Origin of the sequence: Burkholderia pyrrocinia (assembly GCF_001028665.1) — a bacterium.
GTDB classification, from domain to species: domain Bacteria; phylum Pseudomonadota; class Gammaproteobacteria; order Burkholderiales; family Burkholderiaceae; genus Burkholderia; species Burkholderia pyrrocinia.
The window spans coordinates 1,276,431-1,296,870 of record NZ_CP011503.1 but is presented as its reverse complement, the minus strand read 5'-3'; the positions used below and the strand labels follow the sequence as shown (position 1 = coordinate 1,296,870).

General features: G+C 59.1%; 9 protein-coding genes, 1 tRNA gene and 2 pseudogenes. All 12 read right to left on the bottom strand.

From position 1 onward, the window contains the following. Nucleotide 1: 1 nt before the first annotated feature. Nucleotides 2-4,006 carry a DISARM system helicase DrmA gene (gene drmA / locus ABD05_RS05975; protein ID WP_047899375.1) on the bottom strand — a complete coding sequence of 1,335 codons (4,005 nt, stop codon included), beginning with the start codon at nucleotides 4,004-4,006 and terminating at the stop codon, nucleotides 2-4. After that, the gene (locus tag ABD05_RS05970; protein ID WP_047899374.1) at nucleotides 3,996-5,870 is read right to left on the bottom strand and encodes a DUF4209 domain-containing protein; all 1,875 of its coding nucleotides are present in this window, start codon (nucleotides 5,868-5,870) and stop codon (nucleotides 3,996-3,998) included. The genes drmA and ABD05_RS05970 overlap by 11 nt, the downstream gene beginning before the upstream one ends. Beyond that, nucleotides 5,867-9,937 carry an Eco57I restriction-modification methylase domain-containing protein gene (locus ABD05_RS38780; protein ID WP_063847277.1) on the bottom strand — a complete coding sequence of 1,357 codons (4,071 nt, stop codon included), beginning with the start codon at nucleotides 9,935-9,937 and terminating at the stop codon, nucleotides 5,867-5,869. Before ABD05_RS38780 ends, ABD05_RS05970 begins: the two co-directional genes overlap by 4 nt. Beyond that, entirely contained in the window at nucleotides 9,934-11,958 is a 2,025-nt protein-coding gene (locus ABD05_RS05960) for a DUF2075 domain-containing protein (protein WP_047899373.1), read from the bottom strand. The genes ABD05_RS38780 and ABD05_RS05960 overlap by 4 nt, the downstream gene beginning before the upstream one ends. Next, nucleotides 11,955-15,083 carry a DISARM system SNF2-like helicase DrmD gene (drmD, locus tag ABD05_RS05955; protein WP_047899372.1) on the bottom strand — a complete coding sequence of 1,043 codons (3,129 nt, stop codon included), beginning with the start codon at nucleotides 15,081-15,083 and terminating at the stop codon, nucleotides 11,955-11,957. Before drmD ends, ABD05_RS05960 begins: the two co-directional genes overlap by 4 nt. A 20-nt stretch (nucleotides 15,084-15,103) precedes the next feature. Next, nucleotides 15,104-15,562 (bottom strand): very short patch repair endonuclease, encoded by a 459-nt coding sequence (locus tag ABD05_RS05950; RefSeq protein ID WP_047899371.1) that lies wholly within the window; start codon nucleotides 15,560-15,562, stop codon nucleotides 15,104-15,106. Between the two features lie 18 nt (nucleotides 15,563-15,580). After that, complete coding sequence (locus ABD05_RS05945) at nucleotides 15,581-16,624, bottom strand: DNA cytosine methyltransferase (protein WP_047901093.1); 1,044 nt, start codon at nucleotides 16,622-16,624, stop codon at nucleotides 15,581-15,583. Between the two features lie 66 nt (nucleotides 16,625-16,690). Continuing rightward, nucleotides 16,691-16,888, bottom strand: coding sequence for a methylation-associated defense system helix-turn-helix domain-containing protein MAD1 (gene mads1 / locus ABD05_RS05940; protein ID WP_047899370.1), 198 nt, complete (start codon nucleotides 16,886-16,888; stop codon nucleotides 16,691-16,693). A 191-nt stretch (nucleotides 16,889-17,079) separates the two neighbouring features. After that, nucleotides 17,080-17,274: pseudogene (locus ABD05_RS38845) on the bottom strand (lysozyme); the annotation flags it as partial. Nucleotides 17,275-17,283: 9 nt separating this feature from the next. Then, nucleotides 17,284-17,492 (bottom strand): annotated as a pseudogene (locus ABD05_RS38840) (hypothetical protein); the annotation flags it as partial. A gap of 187 nt (nucleotides 17,493-17,679) precedes the next feature. Then, nucleotides 17,680-17,786, bottom strand: a tRNA-OTHER gene (locus ABD05_RS37345). 63 nt (nucleotides 17,787-17,849) lie between these two features. Next, entirely contained in the window at nucleotides 17,850-20,324 is a 2,475-nt protein-coding gene (gyrB, locus tag ABD05_RS05930; protein WP_047899369.1) for a DNA topoisomerase (ATP-hydrolyzing) subunit B, read from the bottom strand. Between the last annotated feature and the right edge of the window lie 116 nt (nucleotides 20,325-20,440).

The window sequence follows — 20,440 nt, the reverse complement described above, 5'->3', positions numbered from 1 at the left end:
TTCAATCCTCATCCTTCGTTGCGGGACGAGGCTTCCAGTCGTGGTCGTCCGTGATATGGCTCGTGTTCATGATCAGGCGCACGCCGGGCTCCACTTCCCGCATCGACATCGGTACGGTCCAGTTGTCCCAGGCTTGAAGCCCGGGCGACTTGATTAATGCAACGGTCTTGTCTTTTTCGGGGCCACGTTTCTCATACGCTAAGATGCGTCCACCCTTGCTGACCTCTTTTGCCCATTCGTCGGCACGCTCTTTCAGCTCAGTCTCAGCCAACTGCTTGCGCGAGTTGTCTTCAGCGACATTGCCCGCACGAGTCGCCAATATCTTGATGGCATCCGTCATCTCGACCTGGTTGGACATGCTCAGTTGGCCCGCGCCTTCGTTCGGACTGAAGACATCGTTCTCAAGGCGCATCAAGCTCAGCATCGCGCCCGTCAAACCCCGGTCCATCGCGCGAGGTGAGAATGGCGTTACCGATTGCGCCTCGACGTGTTTGTAGAACGTGGCGTGGTAGTGCTCGAAGGTTTCGTAATGCGACAGGTCGCGCGGTCTGGCCCACGTCAGCACCGTGCAGACCAAGCCCGGGAACGAGCGCCCCACGCGGCTGGTGGCCTGAATGTATTCGGCGGTTCCCTTGGGTTGCCCGTTCACAGCCATCAGGCCGAGCCGATTCACGTCGACACCCACTGACAACATGTTGGTCGCAAGCACCACATCGATGGCGCGCGTGTCACCCTCCTGCCAGCGGGTCACGTACTTGCCGCTTGATGTGTCGAACTCGGATTTGAATTTCACTTCCAGGTTGTCGAGGTACTTGGGGATGTCCTGGCTTGATACCCGAGACGTCAGCTCGCGAATGTTACTGATGCTACGTTGTGCCAGTGCGGGCCGCTCCACCATGCTCATCTGCACACGGTAGGAACGCGTTTGCACGTCGTCCTCTGCCAGCCGTTTCATGCCGCCCAACTCACGGAGGGAGTTGAAGTAGCCGACCATCGTCATGTATGGGTCAGCGGGTTCGCCAAAGTGGTCGAACAGTTCCTGTGCTGCCGTCAAGAACGCGGTGTAGACACGGATCAACATCGCGGGGCGTGAACTGCCGGGTGAGCACACCCCGAGGTAACGCCGTCCCGGCTTCTCTTCGATCGGTCGTTGCACCGAGAAGAAGTTGTCTTCCACGTCCAGCCCATGCGGGGGGAACACCGAAACACGTCGCATGAAGACGTTGTTCACTTGCTCCTTGGCTTTGCGCACCGTCGCCGTGGAGGCAATGATCTTCGGCTTGACCGTCTTGCCATCGAGTGTCCAGCCGCTCAGTTCATCCACGGCGGTCTCATACAAACCCACCATGGTGCCCAGCGGCCCACTGATCAGGTGGAACTCATCCTGAATGATCAAATCGGGCGGGCGAATCGGGCGGATGGTCTTTACCTTCGAGGAAGGGAGTCCTTTGCCCGCTTGGTGATTGCCATTGCAATCGGCACCTTGCCAAAGCAGGCCGTGGCGCTCGCATTCATGTCCCACGCGACCAAACAGTGTGCGCACCTGACCACGCCACGCCATCATGGCGAACTTATCCACGGTGGCGATCATCATCGTCGGTGGGCGGTGGTAGATCTCATCGTCCACGACCAGCACCGGAATCCCCGCATGCGGCTGCTTGCTGGACTTGCCCTTGGAGAAATCGCAGCGGCCTTTTTTGTCTCCGCAGTAGACGACGGTTCGGCCAGAGCCTTTGTCGACCTCAACGTCGCGTCCGGGAGCCACTTCCGAGCCACACCAAGGGCAACTGGTGAGCTGCGCGGGCGATGCCGCTCCGGCGTTGTATTTGCCGGGGTTGCGCACATCCTCGATGGCGCGGTGGCTGTCCTCGGTCGTGCCCGGTGTGACCTTGTTGCCAACCCAGAGGCCGATGGTGAAGGGTTCCGTGCCGAGGGATTTATCGCCTTTGTCCAGCGCCTCGCGTCGCAACACCTCCATCGCACAGATCAACGCCGTGGCGCGCTGGAATTGCTGCAGAGTCAGCAGGCGCAGGGTGTAACGCATGATCACGGCCAAACCGCGTGAACTGTCGTACCCGCCAAGATTGCCCTGCATACGCCGGATGGCCATGGTGAAGGCAGCCACACCCAAATAGGCTTCGGTTTTTCCGCCACCGGTAGGGAACCACAGCAGATCCGCATAGGCCTCGACAGGCTGGACGCGATCCGGGTGGCTCGGGTCTGCCAGCGACGGGATCGAGAGCAGCAGAAACGCCAACTGGAATGGACGCCAACTGCGGTTTTTCAACACATCGAACTTGTCGAGAGTGTCGTCTTCGCCCCGGCGCATGGCCAGTGCGTACTGGCTGCGCACGCGCTGTGTGGCCATGGCTCGGTTGGCAAACCGGAACGCGGCCAGCGCCTTCTCATTGCTCTTCAGCGTGTCGATACCCTGCTGCAGGCGTGTGTGGATGTCCTGGCAACGGTCCATCGCTTGTTGCGACTGGGTGTCGTAGCCGGTCACCTCGGCACCGACGCGTGCGCGCTGTTCATCAATCCACGCGGCGTAATCCTTGGTCAGCATGCTCAAGGCGTCGACCAGCGGGTCGATGTCCAACGTCGCCAATCGCTGCATATCGAGCAGGCCGCTGCTGACCATCTCGCGCATCGCTGGGCGATCGCTTGGATCGAGCCCGGGCGTCTCCGTCACCTGCACCTCGTACTGCGGCATCACCGTGGTGCGCACCTCGGTCGCCAGCATCACGTCGTCTGCAGTTTCGGCATGGACGGCAACGCCATGGCCCACGGCGAATTCGACGCGATTGCGGTAAATCATCTCCAGCGCTTCGCGCTCGGGGTCCATGCCGTCGGCGTCCAGCACCGGCCTGCGCCGGAAGATGGCGCGCTTGGCGGCATCCTGTGCCGAACGAGCGATCAATTCTGGCTGGAACACCCATGCCGTGTCTCGGTTGGTGTCCGGCTCTTCCTGTGCGTTCACCAGGAACAAGGTGACCAGCCGATCGCCATTGGCATTCTTGGCCCGAATGGAACCCTGCACGCGCACTTCGGGGAACTCGTTGTCGGGTGCCTGATGTGGAATCACGCCTTCGGTAAGCGGCAGCACGATCTTGCCGCCACAAGGAATGCGTTGCCACACCTTGGCCTTGGTCTGCACTTCCGTACCGGTTTCCTTGTTCTTGCGGGTGCGGAATATCTCGTGCTCGTCACTACGCTCATACCGACCCCAGCGCGCTTCGATCTCGATCCGGTCGGCGTCACCATCCACGCAGAAGGTCATGCCGAGGCTGCTGGGCACCAGCGACTGGTTGCTGGCGGCATCGATCTCGTCAGCCGAATCCGATTCCGGCTCTACACGCCCGGTGGCCGTTCCAAACTCCGCACCAGGCTCGTGACGTCCGGGAGCTTTGGCCTCCGTGGGCTCTTCGGCGTCGTCGTTGGCCAGTGGCCCGTCCAACCCCTCGATGCCGCCCTGTGTGGCCTCACGCGGGGCCAGTTTGCCAACCAGATAGCGATCCCGCACACCCATGTCGACGATGCGTTCACGGGGGCCGCCAGCCGGGCCGAGCAGGTCGTCCATCACGGCAAGTTGCAGCAGTTCGCGGATGTAGGCCTGATCCTCAATGGTCGGCACTTCAGCGATGGTCTTGTGCAATGCCTTGGGGAGCGACTCCAGGAAGTCCGTCCATTGAATACGGCCAACGCTGCCGGAGGATGGCGGGGTGAGCGAGGAAAGACCAATTTGAACCGCTGAATCGACCCGCAGCATGCGGTCGAAGTAGATCGTGGTGGTTTCCAGATCAGAACGAAGCCGCAGTACCCGCCCGACCCGCGTGATGTGCCCAGCAGTGTTCAGAATCAACACCCAGTCGTCATTGGCGATGGCTTGGCAAAGCGAACGCTCGCCGTTCAGCTGCAACGTGTAGGGTGCCAGCGTGAGATCGACGGAAAGACCATGATCAATGGCGATCCACGCATTGGGTGATTTGGTCGAATTGTCAGTTGTCATTGTTTTCCTCCACACCCTTATCGCTTTCGGTTCTCCGTGCCGCATTCCAGAATGTGTTGAATACCAGCCTCAACCCCATCCACCACGCGTAAATCGCATGAATCGACTGAAATGAATCATCGTCCAAGAGGCCGTGAGCCAGTTCGTTACGCAAGTTCGGCCCCAGGGCATCGCAGAACAGTGCCTTGATTTCAAAGGACAAGTCTTTCCCGAATACCGTTTCCGTTTCTGGCAGGCCCATCAACGTGCTCAAGCCGTTTTCGTTCTCAATGCCATCAATGTCGAGATTGGTGGTTTTCACCCCGGCATTCTTCAGGTGGAACCGAACCATGTGCTCTATCTGGGGCGCCAGCAGATGCATGGACACAGTGAAATCGCGGTCAAAGCCAGCATAGAGCGCCTTGCCGAATAGGCGCTCTCGGCCTCGTGGCACGATTGGGGACTGACTTGCCAGGCCAATGAAGTCGTCCTCACGCAAGCGATGCTCTTGCAGCAGCACTTGGTGGGCAGGCCATATGTCGCCATGCACTACGATGTTGATCAGAATCTGATAGTCGTGGATCATCTGCGCCCACAACGCCGGGTCGTCACTGCCAGGAGCATTGTCGAACCCGGCTGCTGGCTGCTTGGCAATGACCCGACCATCACGCGACAGATGCGTGCTACCGGCCAAACGACGAAAAATGCTCTGCTGCAGGATCTTTTCTGCCGCTGTGCGAACTTGATCTACCCGAGCCCCTTGGTAGATATTTGCAAACGAAAACAAGGCATCCTGTACTGACTTTCCTGCAACCGACTTGCGAGCATTCTCAACAAGCTCGGAGATGTCTACGCCTGGGGTTTTGACCGCACCAAGTTCATCCAGTGACTTTTCTCCAACATCACTCATGTGCCGATGCAGTTCGGCAATCCGCTCATCGCCTTTATGTACCGCTCGCAGGCTGCGTGGAATGCTGCGGTAGATCTGGATGGCTTTTTCATAAAAACTAGCAGCGACCATATGACTGGGTTGGTCGGACGAGATTCGGGCGATTGCTTCTTTCACCCATCCTTCAGCGACTGTAACAGTCATTTCTGCTGATTTGGCTTCGTCACCAGACCGATCAAACCACCGGCTTGCTGCGTCGAAGAACTCGCGGGAGCGATGAAGGTCGCCATCCCCCTCAAATTCAACAGCCAACGCATTCAGCCTCTGCGCAATGGCTGACGAATGTGTTCGACCAAGGGCATTTGAATCTAATAGATCAGCTAGCCACAGCCCGAGAAAACCGCTGTCCTTGATTGCGGCATTGAAGGCGTCAAGAATTGCTTTTTCCATCTCGGCCAAGCGGGTGCCTGCGCCAGCTTTCAACATGCGAGCCAAGCTGATAGCGCGCTCCCAGCACTCGCGGCCACCACGAACCCATGTTTCTGCATCCAATGGGATTAGTCGATAGGCGTCGATCGCCGCAAGCGCAAACTGGACGTTTCGCGGACGCTGCTTCAGCCAGACGAGATCAGCTACTCGTGCCTTCAACCATGCATCATCGATTGCATCGACAATCTCGGCATAAAACGCGATGTCTGATTCCGATAGATCGTCAGGAATCACCGAACGCCGCCCCTCCATTACCATGAATGGTTTGAAAGGCTCATTGAGGCTTTTCGGCGACAGCATCATGGAGCATGCATCCGCAAGCAACCACAGAGCTTTTCCGTGTGACGGGCGATTATCTTCCGATGCTTCGCGTGCAGCGCTGGAGAAAGCCTGCCACATCGAGAAATAGCCCTCGCGTTCTTCATCGGCCAGCGAGCTTTTCCAGCCGCACTCTGTAAAGTCTTGCGCCGTGACGATCAGGTCGGCGGAGTAACGCTGGTCACTCATGCGTTGTCTCCGGCAAACAAATCATTCAACGGAATCGATGAAATAGCCTTCGGTCGACGCCCGCGTTTGGACTTTGCAACTGACGACTCTCCGTTGCTAATCGCCGCCGCGTCGAAGCGCTCGTGATTGAGTTCCGTTAGCCGCTTGAGAATTTCCAGTCGAGACGAACTATCCACTCCAAACCGCACACCACGCTTCGTCTCGACGAATTGATGATTGAGTTGTATGTCATGCCACCCATAGGTATCAATGACGGCGCGATCAAGCTCTGCAATTAACTGTCGGAAGCGAATAATATCCTCGGTGGTCTCATCCCGTGAATGCACCAAATTGTAGACGGCAGTAAACCCCTGTTGACGAGATTCGCATATTGAAGCGCGATGCTCGAAATATGTCTTTCCGATGGTCTCAAGGCGGGAATCAATCGCCTCGTGAGAGAGACTTCCATCAATCACAAAGTTTGATGGAAAGGGGAAAGTGTCGAAGCAGCTCGTTCCAACATATGCAGGCGTTTCGCCCGTTGTCGAACCCCACACAAGCGCCCATTCGGCATGTGCGACGGATTGAAGAACCGCGAAAGCGCTGAGGGTTGAAAAATCGAATAGCTTGACCTTCTCCGAGTAGATGTTTCGCGGGTCTCCGAAAGTTATGCAGAAATGCTTTGACAACTTGGAGGTCACGAGCACTCTTCCGTGCTGACGAATTCGATTGTGGAATACTTCTCGACGATCCCAGAACTTCCAGAAGCAGCTTTCGTGAACTTGGCGCGTGAGTGAGTCCCGGTACGGGCGGACTCGCTCAACTACGATTTCCCACGCCGTCTTGAAATTCTCAGCTTCGTGTTTTTCTCGTGTCCAGAAATTTATGACCCGTCGAGATCCGGTTTGGCGAGGGCAGTTGTTTACGTCATCACCAACGATGTACTTGGTGATCACTTCGCTTGATGCCGGTTCCTTCTTGAGAATCGAAGCTGCTTCAGTCTCGTCTAGGACAAACCCAATACCCTGGACTTTCACTCCGTCCGAACAAAAGCCTAAATTTGAAGCGAGCGGATGTGGAGCAGGGAGTTCCGAGCCTGGTTCAAGCATCGTCGAAATCGACTGGACTTGCTCACCATCCAGCATCACAGTTCCCTTCCATGTTCGCAGGCTGAACACGAGTACGGAAACATAGACACCAGCCGTCCCCGGCCAAGGGAAGGACGAGAGAGCAAAGAACGTCGTCGTTTGCTCGAATACACGTGTCAGAACCTGAGTTCGCGTGTCGCTCTCAGTGATCGAGTCCGTTGCAATAAATCCGGCGACACCAGTGCTCCGAAGTAGTCGGAGCGAGCGGACGAGAAAGTACGCAACCAAGTTCACAGAACCCTTGGCCCCATCAAGAAGAAGCCTTTTAAGGGCCTTCTCGTAGGAGTCGCCCAGGTTCGACGAGATTTTGCGCCCGCCCATGAAAGGCGGATTGCTGACCCACGCATCGAACCCACCGTTCTCTCGCTGGAACACTTCGGGGAATTCGAGTGGCCAATGGATGGGGTGGCGCGGTGGCTTGCCTGGGAGCAGATCCAAGGCAAGGTCGTGAGCGACTTGGCGTTTCGCGGCCTCCAGCGTTTCGGCGTCACCGCGTGCTATGCGATCCGCCTGGATGGCCAGCGCCGAGAGGCGAGTCTCTTGCGTGCGCGTGGCTTCGGGTGTGAAGACGGTGCCGATAAAAGCGTCGGCCAGTCGCTCTGCCACGTTGAGCTTCTGTCGCGCATCGGCATCCAGACGTGCCATGACCTCAATGTCGTGAATGTCGCGGATCGGCGTCTCGCGCAACCGCTGGCGCAACTCAATCGCCTCGTGAACCGCTCGCTCAATATTCTGACCGAACAGGCGCTGTTGGCCTTTTCCGTTGGGTGCTATCGAAAGCTCAGTGAGCTGATCCAGCCTGTGGATGCCGAGCAGGCTGTCACCGCAGCGCAGATTGTGGTCAAGAAAGCCAAATGGGCGTCCCTTGGCCAGCGTCACCAGCCAGATAGACAGCTTGGCAAGCTCTACGGCCAGCGGATTCAGGTCTACGCCGTACAGGCAACGCTCAGCGATGAGGCGGCGTGCAATCACCGTACGGGCTTCACTGTCGCGAGGCAGAGGTTCCTTGGCAGATCCTGCTTCCAGAAGTTTACCATCCACGCTCACGGTTTTACCCGTAGACTCGACCTGTGACCAAGCCTCAACAAGGCGATTAGACAGCCAACGGCAGGCTTGCACCAGGAACGCGCCCGAGCCCATGGCAGGGTCGCAGATCTTGAGGTCGAGCAATTCGGTGGGGGATTTCAGCACCCATTGCTCGCGCGGCGTTCCCTCTGCTGGACCGACATAGGCCACCGGCGTGAGGGTCTCGGTAACGATCGCTTCGGTCAGCGATTTCGGAGTGTAGTGGGTGCCGGATTCGCGCCGGTCGGAACCTGTGGTTACGATGAATGCCCCAGCGGGATACACCAGCGGATAACCCCATGGATCGGTGCGCAGCAGATGGGCATAGGGTTTGACGCGATCGCGGAGCTTGGTGTCGCCCTGACATACGGTCAGCAGGCGGTCGGCCAGAGTGTCGTCGACGGGTTTGGCCAGATCATTGCGCACCCGACTGGCAGAGCTGCCGGAGCGTTCTTGCAGCAACGCGGCCAGTTGCGCTCCACCATCCAAACGTGCCGAATCCAGCTCGGCTAGCTTGACCCATGGGGTCTTGGCATTCTTGGTGGCATCCAGTTCCAGCGTGACTTCATCAGTGCGTTTGACGGTGCGTTCGAGCAAACCTTCATACACGTAGCCGATCTGTTCGACATCCAGCGCGCGATAGGACAGCGCGCGCCCCTGAAATTGCTGAATGGCCTCCAGCAACAGCAGCACGGTGCGGTTGTCGATGGGTAGTGGCTTGGCTGCATCGCTGCGCCAGTTCGAGCCTTTCGCCCGACCTTCGAGGAAGGGGAAACGGTCCGGATCGAAGAGCGAACCGCCCAAGGCTGGCAGGCGCAGGTTTTCGTGCTCAATGCCGCCGAACACCGCGCGGAAGATCGCCAGCAGGCGCGACCAAGCGTCCCATCGGCGCTCCAGAATTTCCTCGGACTCTTTGCGCAACTGCATGCGCAAGGTGGAGAGCGCGTAATTGGCTTCGTAGCGCTCGTCGCCCATCAGGAGCAGGCCCCGCTCTTCGGCGGAGAGCAGGAACACCAAGCGCATCATCACCGTCAGCGCGGCCTCATACAGCTCGGGTTCTTTGACGTCGTGCAGGAGCTCTCGATTACGGTCCTGGTCGGCTTTGTCGAGTGTTTGAATCAAGACTTCGACGGCGCGGCGTACTTGTTCACCCAGGGCGTCGGTAACTTCGTCCTGGAACTTCAAGGAACTATCGAACAGCGCAGGCAGTTGTTCGGTTTCGTCGACAAAGAAACGACGAATACCGAGCAGGTGCACGAAAGCCTGCAGGGTAATGGGCTCCTGGCTCCAGATGCGGGCATACCAACTGGCAAAGGTGGTGACGGCACCCACGTGGGCATCCACCAGCATCCAGCGCTCGCCGTTGGTCACCAGCCCGAGTCGACAACCCAGCGAACGGCACAAAGCAACCATGCGATCGGCGGGTGTGGCAGCCCAGCCGTCTTGCTTCAGAGTGGCATCTAGATCGACGTCCTGCGCATAGGTTTGGATCAGCAGCAGTGGCTTGTTGGCACGTTGCTCGTCGATCACCGCAAGATCGGGCGACAGCGTCACGCCGTGTTCGGGCAAGCTGGCTTGGAGGTTGGCGGCGCACCAGTCGGCGCGCTTGAGGACGTCGCCTTTGCCGTCTTCGTCGAGCTCAAGGCCACGCGACAGCACCTCGTCGATCCACGCACTGTGCAATTCGTTGAACTGCGGGTCTTCCAGCTCCAGCGCTTCGCGCCATTCCTCGTAGGCTTGGCGCAGCCGTTTGCGCTTGGTGGCATCGAGTTCTTCCAGGCCTTGTGGAAAGGCTTCCTTCAGAACGGGAACGGCGAGGAAAGGGCCGGAGATTTCGATCAGCGATAGCCAATCGTGATGGTTGTCTTGGCTCACGGGTGAGCTCCTTCGAATTCTTGTTGAAGCTCGGGCACGCCAGCGGCCTGCAACAGTTGCGCGGTGCGGTCGAATCTGGCCGGGTCCAGGGTGGGGTCGTCTGCGTTGCCAGGTGGAATCCAGATGACCAAGCCGAGCCGTGCACGGGTGAGCAGAACGCGATAACGATTGCGTACAAAGGTTCGCTCGGCATCGCTGCGTACCTGTTGCCACGTGCTGCCGCGAAACTTCCGGTATTCCCAGTCGTCCGGGTTGGAGGGGGTCAAGTCTCCGCCCCAGCACAGCCCCACCCAGTCGAGCTCGAGCCCTTGGCATTCGAACTCGGACGCCGCAACTTCGAGTGCATGACTTGAACGAACATCCGTTGGAGGCATGAGAAACCACTTCTCGAACGAGTAATCCAGTCGAAAAGCGCTGGACCGCTCTAGGCCATAGGCCCGTAGGCGTTGGTCCTCTGACGTGGCGATCAAACCGGCACGCTGTCCGTCTTCCGGTGCGCTCCTGGCCCGCAACCACGCCTTGACGGTGTCGAGACTACGTGTGAAATTGAGTGGGAACTCCCTGCGATCGGGTAGGAGTGACCGCGCCCGCTCTGCATCAAGGGTGAGTACGGCATCAACCCATTCCGCCAGCCGTTGAGCCCGAAAGCTCCGCACCCCGACGCTCAGGTGAGCCAAGGGCTCCGGCCGAAACTCAATGCCTGGAGGAACGCCTTCGCCAAACAAGCGGTGCCCAGATACGCTGGCACCACCGGATACAACCTCGGGAGAGGCGACGACTCGCCAATGCGGCCGAGCAGCGGCAGCACGCCCCCATTCCTCTAATCCTGCCTCGCCGAGGAAGATTTCTTGCCCGCCGCCAACCAGGGCGATGATCACGGCCCATCCGTCCAATCGATCCATTACGTCGAAGAGTTCGGCGGCCTCAGACGTGTCCACGCCTTGCTTGCGTAGCATCTGCTCACGGTCCCATGCGCGTTGGGCTTCATCGAAGACGACGACATGCTCGTGCGGGAGTGCCGCGGGATTCTCGCGGTGGTAACGCAAAAACTGGTGGACGTTCTGGATGAAGGTCGAGACCTCGTGGGCACTATCCTGGCGCCGACGTCCGGCGCGCTGCTGACTCAAGACCAAGGCTTCACGCACGACCTTGACTAGGGGGCCGTTGCCAGACAAGAAAATCCCTGAAGGGCCGCCCTCAGTACGCAGGGAGGGATCATGAACGACATTGAGCCCGGTCAGCGTCTTGCCGGCCCCCGGCACACCGGTGACGAAGCACACATAGCGTCGGTTTAACGTTCTCGCCTCTCTGATTACTTCTGCCAACAGGTCCGTCGTTGCGTCCAGGTTGCTGGCATAGCTGTGGCTGATCTCGCGAACGTCGTGGTTTTCGTAGAGTCGTTCGGCCGCTTCGATGACCGACAGCGTGGGGCGATACGGTGCGCCGACCCAGGAATCGACATCAATGGGCGATCGGTCAGGATCGTGTTGCGCCGAGTAGGCAGACAACAGCACTGCGGTCAGATCGCTGGCATTGGCGAGCCGTATCGGTGCAACACATGGACCCGAAGTCGGGGCTCTCGAATCCTTGGCACTTGGTGCGGCCGTGGCGCAAAGCACCGGCACGATCGCGCGCCCGGTGCTACCAGCATGGAAATCACGAAGGTTCAAGCAATAGTCTTCTACTTGCCAGCGGGCCGACGCATCGTGAGACGGAGAGCCGACCTTGAACTCGACCACCAGGATCACGTCCTCGGCAAGCAAGACTGCATCCGGACGCTTCTGTCTACGTGGTAGCTCGTACTCCAGGACCAAGTGCCAATCCTTGGCAGCCTCACGCCGTTCGATCAGTTCGTCTGCGCAACGCCTCAAAAGCGCAATCTGGGACTTCCAGGTCTCGATCTGAGTCGTGCGTGTGCTCTGAATGCCTGTCGAGGCGACTGAGTCGGTGAGCTCGCCAAGCAACAGGGCTTCATCTGCGCTCAAGAACGCGCAGAGCGTGTAGCTAACCCCACGACTCATCTCGTACTTCCTTCCGGCACGATGAAGATCACGGCGACTGGAAAGGTGCGGTCATCAAGTTTGGCGTAGCGGGTTTCGATGGCTTGAGCCTCCTGCAGGCGCTCGGCTGGAATGCGGGCAAGACGCGCTTCCAGTGCGGCGGTGTCGCGCCGGAGCTGTGTTCGTTCGTCTTCCGAGAACAGGGAAAGCTGCGCCGGTTGCTGATCTTTTTTCAGTTCGGCCTGGATGGCTTTTTCAAGCTCATCAAGCACGGTGCCAATGTCAGCCACTTCCTGCTGTTTACGGGATTGAAGGGTGTTGGTCAGGAACTTGAGCCGGTCCTTAGACCGGGCGTCGACCGACTGCAGGATGGCGCTTTGAGCGCGGTCGAAACGCACACGGATGGCATCGAATAGCGAATCCGCGGCCATCAGTGGCTTCGCCTGATCCAGCCATTGCTGGACTTTGGTGACGCCTTCTTCCCGGCGGAAGGATTTATCCCCCAGATAGCCTCCGGCCACGGTCAGCTCTTCATGGAGGCGATGATGATTGCCGCCAGTGACGACCAATCGTGAGATGACCACCACGGCAGGACCGTCGATAAGCGCATCTGGCACTGAACGGACTGTGACGCGATGCAACTTCTTCACATCGTCTTGTGCCCAGACCTCGGCGCGCAGCAATCGCAGGCACATCTGCACTAGCCGGTGGTTCAGGTGAACAAGCACCACGTCGTCACGCCCGGTGGCGACGGCATGATCGAAGGTGATGGGCCGAATTTGCAGTGTGTGGGGGTGGCGAAGCCCTTCAAGGCAGCGCACCCATGAGCCCGACAGCGTGGGCATCTTGAATACGGTGCCCGCCGGGGCATCAGCCAAGGCAAAAGGTTCAAGCGGCGGGCGGCCTGCCAACACAAGCCCCGTCTTGACCGCCATGAGGATGTGCTCTGGTGTGAGATGGAAATCTTGCTGCGTAGTCAGGAGCCGTTCGTGCAGCTTGGCGACTCGGTCTTTCAGTTCGCGCTCAGCGCGCACAAAGCGCCTGGCCTTGGCGATCTTGGCTTCTGCGAGGCGGGTATCGAGGTCTTTGAGCGAGCCTTCGATCAGCCCCGACATTTGCGGCGCGATGACTGGGTTGACGCTGCCCATGTCCGCCCGCATGGATTCGAGCTTGCGCAGTGCGCGGATGATGTCGTCACCGTGGCCACCAATGGTTGCTTTGCCATGTTCGCCACCATCGACGGGGTGCCAGATCAATACTTCTTTCTGGCGCTGGCCGTGCCGGTCGATACGGCCATTGCGCTGCTCCATCACATTGGGGTTGTAAGGGATCTCCAGATGGATGAGGCAGTTACAGTGGTTCTGCAAGTCGATACCTTCAGACGCGGCATCAGTGGCCAGCAGGATGCGCACCGCTGAATCCTTGGGCGAGGTCTGGAAGGCGGCTTTGACCTTCTCGCGCTCATCCTGCGGCATGCCGCCATGAAGGATGGCCAGTCGATCGCCACCAAAATCGTGGCTGGCTAGGATCTCGTGCATCCACTGGTGGGTGGTGCGGTATTCGGTGAACAAGATGACCCGGCGCTCATTCCACTGACCGTCGGTCTTGAGATTGGTCGTGAGCCAGTCGAGGATCGCCTTGGCTTTGGCGTCGACCTGGTTCTTGGCCGTTTGGGCCCACGACCGCAGCTCGTTCAGCATTTGTTGCTGGTCTGCTGTCAGCGGTTGCGCGCGACGTGAGGCTTCTTCAACGGCCTCGGACTGTGCGTTTTCGACCTCCTGGTCGTTGGCGTAGTCTTCATCGACCCGCAGGATGGCCTTGCGCAAAATGCGATCAGCCATCGCATCCTTGTCTTTGCGTTGGCTGCCATTGGCCAGACTGGCAATGTGCTTTTCCAGGGTCGAGGCGAAAGCGGCTGGAGAAGAAAAGAGCCGTTTCTTGAGCAGCTGGTTGACGAACGACGTGCCGAAGGCATTGCCGACCTTCTCTGCATCCTGCTCACGGCTCGCGCAGTAGTCGTTCAGCTTCTGATGAATGGCGCGCTCTTGCGCGGAGTACGAGGCCAGCAGCGCTTGCAGCTTGCGCTGCGCATAGAGCGGCTTGCCTTCCGCATCGACCAGATCGCTTTTGAGGCGGCGGATCATCACCTGACTCAATTGCTTTTCATCCGGCAGAATGTTTCGAGCGAAACGCTGGTCGTCCAACAACTCCAGCAGCGAAGTGAAGGATTCGGTGTAGCCGTTGTGGGGGGTGGCGGTGAGGAACAGCCGATGCTGGAAGTGCGGACTGATCGAGCGAATGAAGCGCGTTCGCTGACTCTCCAGTGCGTAGTTCGCACCGGCAGCAGGGGCGATGTTGTGTGCTTCGTCGACGACGAGCATGTCGAATTTGCGCGGATAGCTGGTATGTGCAGGTAGGACGTCGCGCATGGTGCGCAATCCTTCGCCGCTTTTGACCCAGTCCATGGAGGTGATCAGGCGCGGATGGGAGGTCCAGGGATTGGCGTGGATGCCGCGTTCTCGCCGTAACTGCTTGATATAGGCGGTATCGACGATGCGGAATTCGAGGCCAAACTTTTCCAGCATCTCCACGCGCCACTTTTCTTGCAGCGACGCGGGGCAGACGATCAGGACGGTGTGGGCTCGGTGCCGCAGCAACATTTCTTGGATGACGAGGCCGGCCTCGATGGTCTTGCCCAAACCGACGTCGTCGGCGATAAGAAGATTGACCCGCGCCATGTCGATGGCACGAACCAGAGGATCAAGTTGAAAATCCTCAATGCTGGCACCGCTGCGGAACGGCGCTTGCAGAAAGCCTCTGTCGGCATTAGTCGCCGCACCCCAACGCACAGCGTCGAGAAAGGCTTCGAGGGTGGCGGAGTCATCCAGGCCGGTGATCGAAGGCAGGCCAGCACGCTCAATGATTTGCGCGCCCGGCTCGATCTCCCAGATGACCTCAAGCTCCTCACCTAGACCATCCTCGTCGATGGATGAGAGGGTCACTGCATTCTGTGGTGCTGACATTGAGGTGAATTTTGAGGATGTCACATCTGCGACGACCCATTGACGCCGCCTGACCTCGACCAACTGGCCTGGTTCAGGACTGGCGCGGTAGGCCTGGCTATTCTGTACGTTCGAAATTTCCATGCGGTCTACCGTTTTCCTGTTCAGTCTGTTTGGTTCGAGCTGGCTGGTGATTCACTGCGCGTCAATCTGGTCGTGATCACCAAGTTCGCGATGGCGTCAGCTGCACTGGGCGCTGGCTCGTGCTCCCAGAATCGCAACACAGTCCACCCGATGCTGCGAAGCCGCTCGTTCGTGTCGGCATCCCGATGCCGATTCGCTTCTATCTTTTGCAGCCAGAACTCCGCGTTCTGCTTCGGCCATGTGGCGTGTTCGGGGCATCCGTGCCAGAAGCACCCATCGACGAATATGGCGATCCTTAGCCCCGGAAAGGCGATGTCCGCGACCCGACGAGGTTTCTTCAGCACCTCGAAATCGACTCGGTAGCGCAGGCCCCTCCGGTACAACTCTCGACGCAATGCGATCTCAGCGCCGGTTCCCTTTTGCCGTACCTTCGCCATTCGGCGACTGGCTTCTGGAGATGAGGGCTGAATGCGTGGCATCGATTGAGTCTCGTCAGATCATCGGGACTTGGCCGATGCCAAGTGCTCGTTGATGCTGCGCGCGATGGCGCGGCCGAGGTCAACTGGAACGGCATTGCCGATGAGCCGTCCAAGAACTTTGAAACTCACTTCACCATCATTCGGAATAAACGAGTAGTCGCGCGGAAAGCTCTGAAGAATTGCGGCTTCCCTCAGCGAGATTGCGCGGTCCTGCTCAGGGTGCCCGAATCGACCATTCCCGAAGCCATAGCACTGAGTCGTCATGGTGGGAGCTGGCTTATCCCATTCCATGCGGCCATAGACGCCAGGGTAAGTCCTGCCGCTTTCCGCGCGATGGCAGTCGGCCACGAGATGCTCCGGCCAGTCACGCCACGTTCCGCCCGGCTTTGAAAATTTGATGCGCTTGAGATTCTTCTCCGACAACGTGGATGAAACGTGCAGCTTGTCTCTGGGGGCTGCCTCGCCAGCGCTCAATGCGCGCAGGCGACCAATCGCCTGCCTCACAGTCTTGGGCTTTTCGAGCGTAGGTTCGATCATCTTGATCTCGCCGTGCCTGGAAGCCAGCAGCACCATGCGTCGGCGAGTCTGTGGCACGCCATATTGGGAGCTATCGACGACATCAAACCATACGTTGTAACCGAGTCGCTTCAACGTATCGACGAAGTCATGAAACACCTCGTGCTTGGCTACGGTCGGAACGTTCTCCATCGTGATGACATCTGGGCGGGTGCCCTTTGCCAGGCGGGCAAACTCATACAAGAGCCCCCATTTCCCGTCTTTGCCATCCAGCTCGTAGCGTTGTGCATAGGTGGAAAAAGGCTGACAAGGAGCGCAACCTGCAAGAATCTTCAAATCGGCATCACCGAACAGCGCATTCAACTCGGCAGTGGTGACTTTGCTGATGTCGCGCTCTACAAACTTGGCGCTGTTGTTGGCCTCATAAGGAAAGCGGCAAGCGGGGTCCATGTCGATACCGGCAACGACCGGCACGCCCTCGAGCACGAAGCCATGCGTCAGCCCGCCAGCTCCACAGAACAAATCAACACAAGAAATTTTCGTCATTTCAACAATCCTCATTTCGTTTCGACCGCCGGATGAGGCGATCGAAACCCGTCGTTGGCAAGTCAATCATTCTTTGCCTCGACTCTCGTTCTCTGCGGCGCCACCAGACCGCACCCATTCGTCGACTTCCTCGGTCTTGAATTTCCAAAGCCGGCCGATTCGATGAGCAGGCATGTTCCGTTTGCTGATCCACGCATAAACGGTGTCCTTGCTCACGCCGAGGTACTCGGCGATCTCCTCGACCGACAACCAGCGATCTGACATGACGTCGATTTCCTTCAAGAAGTCGGAATTTGGGTAATTTTCAGATGATCGCACGGATCGATGGCCAATTCAACAAGGATTAAGCATGATTAGATCGGGTTATGGTGGGTTTACTTGGATTCAATCGTGGCTGGGAGAGAGCTACGCTGCTTCTGCAGGCCCCGTCGGGGCGGCTGGATGTCACCGATTGGTCAGCCGAGTAGAAGAGTCACCTCTGCCTCCCGCCGCGTAACCAGGCCCGGCAGCACTTTCCCGCCGCCATAGACCCATCGGCGCAGCTCCTGCACCACAGCGATCCAGTGTCGCTGGTTGATTCGCCGCCGGAGCGTCGATGTTTGCAGCCGCCCCGCGCCAAGGTTGAAGGCGAAATCCACGATGGCGGCTACGGACAGCTTCGCGCAGTGTCTCGATCGTCCCACGCAGCCTCGGCTCCGGCACCGATTTCCGACATCCTCTGCGCGCCACGCAGCTCCTCGAATTCCAGCACCTTGTCCTGCATCGCCAGCTCGTGGCCGCGCTTGCCCCTGCGGTCGAGCCACTTGAGGATTTCGGGCGCGAGACGGAAGGCCCCGCCGAGGAGGCCGCCGAGCAAGGTCTCGATCATTGCGAGCCTCCCATCAGCTTGAGCTTGATGGCCGCGACGGGGCCGTCTTGCCGCGCGTGAGGCGCAGGTAGTACACGCCGTGACGGGAGCGGGTAAGGCGGGGGATTTTGTGCATGATCGGGGTATCTGGGACACCACAAGAAAAAAGCCCTTGAACTTCGTGAGAAGTATCAAGGGCTTTTGGGTTTGGTGGCGAATCAGGGATTCAAACCCCGGACCGCCAGATTTTGACTCCGCGGCTGTCTATTACAAAACATGGCGCGCGACAGGTAGGTTAGTTGCACCAACTTCGACGTCCAGTCGCAAAACTGTGGCGCCAGTCGCACATACTCTGGCGCCCTACGCATGACAAATGACTTAAACGTCAATATTCCCCGCCCTCAACGCATTCGACTCAATAAACGCCCGCCTCGGCTCCACATCATCCCCCATCAGCGTAGTAAAGATCCCATCCGCGGCAATCGCGTCTTCGATCTGCACACGCAACAACCGCCGCACCGTCGGATCCATCGTCGTTTCCCACAGCTGCCCGGGGTTCATCTCCCCCAGCCCCTTATACCGCTGCTTCGACACGTTCCGCTCGGCATCCGCAAGCAGCCACTTCATCGCGCTCTTGAAGTCTGTCACGGCCATGCTGCGCTCACCACGCTTGATAACAGCACCTTCCCCAATCAGCCCCGTGAACGTATTCGCGGTGGCCACGAGCTGCTGATAATCCGCTGTGTGCTGGAATTCCTGATCGATGACCGAAACCCGCACATTCCCGTGATGGGTACGTTCGACATGCAGCGACCGCTGCTCGCGCACCGGATCATACGAAGGCACCACGCGCACTTCGTTCTTCAAAGCCTCGTCATGCAACGCAGCGTGCAGCGCCTTCGCCGAAGCCTCCGTAGAAGCCTCGTTGGAGAGATCGATCGCAACCCCGTCCATGATCGCTTCCAGCGCCGCCGGGTCATACAACCGGCTCAACCGATCGATTACGCTCCTCGACAGCAGATACGACCGCGCCAACTCCCCAAGCGCATCGCCGGAAATCACGGCCGCATTCTCGCCAGGCACCAGCTCCGACCCTTGCAGCGCCAACCGCAGCATGTGCGCGTTGAGCTCCACATCGTCCTTCAGATACCGCTCGTCCTTGCCTGCCTTGATCTTGTAAAGCGGCGGCTGCGCGATATACACATACCCGCGCTCGATCATGTCCGGCATTTGCCGATAGAGGAACGTGAGCAGCAGCGTCCGGATGTGCGCACCGTCGACGTCCGCGTCGGTCATGATGATGATGCGGTGATAGCGCAGCTTGTCGAGGTTGTAATCGTCCTTGCCGATGCCGCACCCAAGCGCGGTCACGAGCGTGACGATCTGCTCCGACGACAGCAGCTTGTCGTAACGCGCCTTCTCGACGTTCAGCACCTTGCCGCGCAGCGGCAGGATTGCCTGGAACTTGCGGTCACGCCCTTGCTTGGCCGAGCCGCCTGCCGAGTCGCCCTCGACGATGTAGATTTCGCACTTCGCCGGGTCTTTCTCCTGGCAGTCCGCGAGCTTCCCCGGCAGGCCGACGCCGTCGAGCACGCCCTTGCGGCGCGTCATCTCGCGCGCCTTGCGCGCAGCATCGCGCGCACGCGCGGCTTCGACGATCTTCCCGCAAATGATCTTCGCGTCGAGCGGCGTTTCGAGCAGGAACTCTTCCAGCGCCTTCGCCACGACTTCTTCAACCGGCGCGCGCACTTCGGACGAAACCAGCTTGTCCTTCGTCTGCGAGCTGAACTTCGGCTCCGGCACCTTCACCGACAGCACGCACGACAACCCTTCGCGCATGTCGTCGCCGGTCGTTTCGACCTTGGCCTTCTTCGCGATTTCGTTGTCGGTGATGTACTTGTTGATGACGCGCGTCATCGCGGCCCGCAGGCCGGTCAGGTGCGTGCCGCCGTCGCGCTGCGGAATGTTGTTCGTGAAGCACAGCACGTTCTCGTTGTAGCTGTCGTTCCACTGCATCGCGACTTCGACGCCCACGCCATCCTTCTCGCCGTTGGCGTGGAAAATCGTCGGGTGCAGGTTGGTCTTCGTCTTGTTGATGTACTCGACGAAGCCCTTCACACCGCCGGCGAACGCGAAATCGTCTTCCTTGCCCGAACGCAGGTCGGTCAAACGAATCCGCACGCCGTTGTTCAGGAACGAAAGCTCGCGCATCCGCTTCGCGAGGATGTCGTAGTGATACTCGACCGTGCCGAAAATGGTCGGATCGGCCATGAAGTGCACTTCGGTGCCGCGGTTCTCGGTATCGCCGGTCACCAGCATCGGCGACACTTCCACGCCGTCCACCATCTCGAGCACGCGATCCTGCGCGATGCCGCGATGGAACTCCATGAAACGCTTCTTGCCGCCGCGGCGCACGGTGAGGCGCAGCCAGCTCGACAGCGCGTTCACGCACGACACGCCCACGCCGTGCAGGCCGCCGGACACCTTGTAGCTGTTCTGGTCGAACTTGCCGCCGGCGTGCAGCTCGGTCATCACGATCTCGGCGGCGCTGCGCTTCGGCTCGTGCTTGTCGTTCATCTTCACGTCGGTCGGAATTCCGCGGCCGTTGTCGGTCACGGAAATCGAGTTGTCGGCGTGAATCGTGACGTGGATGTCGTTGCAGTATCCGGCCAACGCTTCGTCGATCGAGTTGTCGAGCACCTCGAACACGAGGTGATGCAGACCGGTGCCGTCCGACGTGTCGCCGATGTACATCCCGGGGCGCTTGCGCACCGCTTCCAGACCTTCGAGGATCTGGATCGACGAGGCGCCGTAGCTGCTGTTATCGGGTTGCGAATTGTGCTGTTCACTCATGGATATCTTCCGGTTCTGCGAGGCCACTCTAGTGGCGGCGCGGTGCGTTTCAGCGAGAGAAATCGCCGGGCCGCTCCAGTTTCCTGGCTCGTCCACGGTGCCGGTCAGGCACCGAA